The 2994-nt window shown below is 48.4% G+C and carries 4 protein-coding genes; 1 reads left to right on the forward strand and 3 read right to left on the reverse strand.

From position 1 onward, the window contains the following. Nucleotides 1-184 (forward strand): hypothetical protein (locus ACEW8P_RS11645; protein ID WP_373513252.1); only part of this gene is annotated, 184 nt, incomplete at its 5' end. A gap of 44 nt (nt 185-228) precedes the next feature. Here the strand turns inward: ACEW8P_RS11645 and ACEW8P_RS11650 are convergent. From ACEW8P_RS11650 to ACEW8P_RS11660, 3 genes are all read right to left on the reverse strand, one after another. Continuing rightward, entirely contained in the window at nt 229-1800 is a 1572-nt protein-coding gene (locus tag ACEW8P_RS11650) for an ATP-binding protein (protein ID WP_373513253.1), read from the reverse strand. Nucleotides 1801-1858: 58 nt separating this feature from the next. Next, nucleotides 1859-2326, reverse strand: a complete 468-nt coding sequence (locus ACEW8P_RS11655) for a hypothetical protein (protein WP_373513254.1) — start codon at nt 2324-2326, stop codon at nt 1859-1861. A gap of 1 nt (nt 2327) precedes the next feature. Then, nucleotides 2328-2994 (reverse strand): hypothetical protein (locus ACEW8P_RS11660; RefSeq protein ID WP_373513255.1); only part of this gene is annotated, 667 nt, incomplete at its 5' end.

The following is a 2994-nucleotide window of genomic DNA, read 5'->3' on the forward strand; positions in this document are numbered from 1 at the left end:
TCAACTGCTGCTGAATGACAAAGTCCCGGAGAAAGTCCGCGAAGAACTTAAAAAGCTGGGTTATTCCCTCACCTTCGACGACCGCACCAGCGGCCCAATCAATGCCATCTACTTCGACTGGAAACACGGCAGCCTGTGGGGTGGATCGAGCAACCACGGTGAAGATTACGGAATTGGGTGGTAGTGCTAGCGCGGTGCGGTGGGGAATAAAAAGATTATCGCACACTATCAGGCTGAGAGTACTTTGTCTTCGTGGTAGGGCAGGCGGATTATGAATTCGGTGCCTTGCCCTTCCTGCGTATTTACGCTCAGTTCCCCGCCATGTCCTTTGACAACGATATCATAACTGAGCGACAGGCCAAGTCCCGTTCCCTGGCCGGCAGGCTTGGTGGTGAAGAAAGGATTGAAGATTTTGCCCAGCGCCTTCTCCGGGATACCCATGCCATTGTCTTTGACCGAAATTTCGACTTTATCCTTCATTCTTCGCGTGCTTACCTCGACGGTGGGCTTATATCCTTCTTCAGCCACTTTCTTTTTTTCGTTGGCGGAGTAGAAAGCATTGTTGCAAAGGTTCAACAGCACTCTCGATAGATCTTCGGGGGCAGCCTTTACCGAGTGAATGTCCTCGTCGAGATTAGTTTTGTATTCGGCGGTAAATGAGGTGTCTTTGGCTCGTAAGCCGTGATAGCTTAGGCGCAGGTACTCCTCGGCCAGGGCGTTCAGGTCGATCGATTGCTTTTCGCCCGTGCTGCTGCGGGAGTGCTGGAGCATTCCCTTTACAATGGAGTCCGCCCGCCTGCCGTGAGTATTGATTTTTTCCTCCATCGCTTTGATATCATTCGCGATCGCGATGGCTTCCTCTATGCCTCCTTTTTCTAACTCCTCAAGCATTTCCTCGATAAGGCTCTGATTGACAACCGAGAAGTTGTTGACGAAATTGAGCGGATTCTGAATTTCATGGGCGATGCCCGCTGTCAATTCACCCAGTGAAGCCATTTTCTCTTTCTGAATGAGTTGATCCTGGGTGGCATTTAATTCCAAAACAGTATTGTGTAGCGCATCGTTGGTGGTGGCTAAAGACTGGTTTGCTTCTTTTAATTTTTCGGTAGTTCGTGATAGATAATCCACCATGATATTGAATGATTTTCCAAGGTCGCCGATCTCATCGTTTGATTTGCAGTCCACCCTAGGAGAGAAGTCTCCTTTGCTTACCCGAATCGCCGCCGAACGCAAATCCATTACAGGACCCGAAATATTCTTGGCCAGCACGAAGCCCATCACGATCCCGATGCCCAGTACCAAACCACTCACCAGCAGAGAAGTAATTCTTATCCTTTGTTTACCAATATTGATGTCCCTGGTAGAGAATCCGATCAACACTGCTCCCGAGATAACAGGCGTTTGGAACGCCGATCGCTTGACAATCGAGGAGTCGTTAGACACCGCATTCAGGTCTATCGGCTTGTCTTCGGGAAAGGCATTGAACAGCTTGTCTTCGACCTCGTAGGAGGTACGGGCAGCGTTCCACACCGTATCCGATTGAAGCAGATAGACGAACTCAAGGCGGGGGTCGTTCTTGACGAATTCCATAGCCATTTGCACGCCTTCGAAATTCTGCTCGGTCATACCTATTTTCACGCCCAGCGAAACCGTGTTGGCCAGGTTTTGTACTTCCTTGTTATAGTTCTCGTACAGTAATTTGGCCTGCTGATCAGGAAAATAATAGAGGGTAAAAAACGAGAACATCAACACGACCGCCGATACCGTGAGCCAAATTTTAGATTTTAAGTTCAGTCCCATTTGTCTTTGTTTTGGAGTACCCGGTTATCGGTGTCAAATGGCCCGGAATAAGGGAATTTTAAATCGACTTTCTACCATCTACGGCAACGGTTTTAATTTCGGAAGTGTCCACGCTTTCGTCGAGAATACCCACAGCACCGGGGTTCTGCGCGATAAAATTTTGCAGATCGGTGGTTGAGTTGAAGTAATAAGGCGCCGAAACTTTACCCTGAAAAACCAGCGCCAGCCAGTACTTATTCATTTGATCCGGCTTCATGCCGTATACCTTATCACATACCGTAAGCCCGAGTTTTGTATTGGTTTTCATCAGGGCGATCAATATTTTGTTGCCTGCATCCCACCGCTGTTTTTCTCCCCGAAACACCGATTTCAATTCTTTGGAGGACAATTCCGCCGGTGCGCCCTCCTGGTTGGCAATAACCGACAGGCTCTGCTGGGCATGGGCCTGCGTCGCCATCAAAAAAAGGAATGACAGAATAAGCCAGCGCCCAATAGTTTTGGAATATATTATTTTTACACTTTTCATATCAGAATCCGATTGCAAATTGGGTGGTTATTATGTTCACAGCGGGCTGTTTACCGGTAGATTGGTGTTGAAATTCCAGTTTGGCCGTAGCCAGGTAGTTGATCTGGTAACGTAGCCCGGCCAGATAAGCGACCGTGTTCCCAAGCGATTCGACACTGCTTTGCTCGTGCTCATGTTCGTAATTTGAAAGGTTATCGACACGAACATAGGAAGTTACCTTCTCCGTTAGCTTATAGCCTAAGTAAACGTAAGACATTATAGAATTCTGTTTTCCGGTAGAGTCGGACTTTGTGAGAGCCAGGGTACTTTCGGCTAATAGTTCGAATTTTTCACCGAAATTCGCCACCGACAAAGTGATTAATTGCTCGTCCAGCCTCGACGACACGCTTGGCGGGCCGCCACTGTGGCTGTGCAGTTCAATCCCACCAGGTATCCTATCGTAATAATAAGAGAGTCCGATCCGCAAAGCGTCACGTGGCTTGATGTGTACTGCCGCCGTAACCGACTTTCCTTTATCCAGGTCCAGCACATCCGTCGACCCAATGCCATTGCCTACCATCAGGTCATAACCAAATCTAAGCTTACCAAGATTCAAACCCTGAAAACTGATGCCTGTGGTGTGCAGCGGAAACAGCGCACTAGAGAAAATAAGCGGACGGTTGATGGTA

The sequence above is a fragment of the Persicitalea sp. genome (assembly GCF_041751555.1).
Classification (GTDB): Bacteria; Bacteroidota; Bacteroidia; order Cytophagales; family Spirosomataceae; genus Persicitalea.

Bases quoted from the DNA above. Each gene is read 5' to 3' on its own strand.
- ACEW8P_RS11650 (WP_373513253.1), bottom strand. From the start codon at position 1,800: ATGGGACTGAACTTAAAATCTAAAATTTGGCTCACGGTATCGGCGGTC.
- ACEW8P_RS11655 (WP_373513254.1), bottom strand. From the start codon at position 2,326: ATGAAAAGTGTAAAAATAATATATTCCAAAACTATTGGGCGCTGGCTT.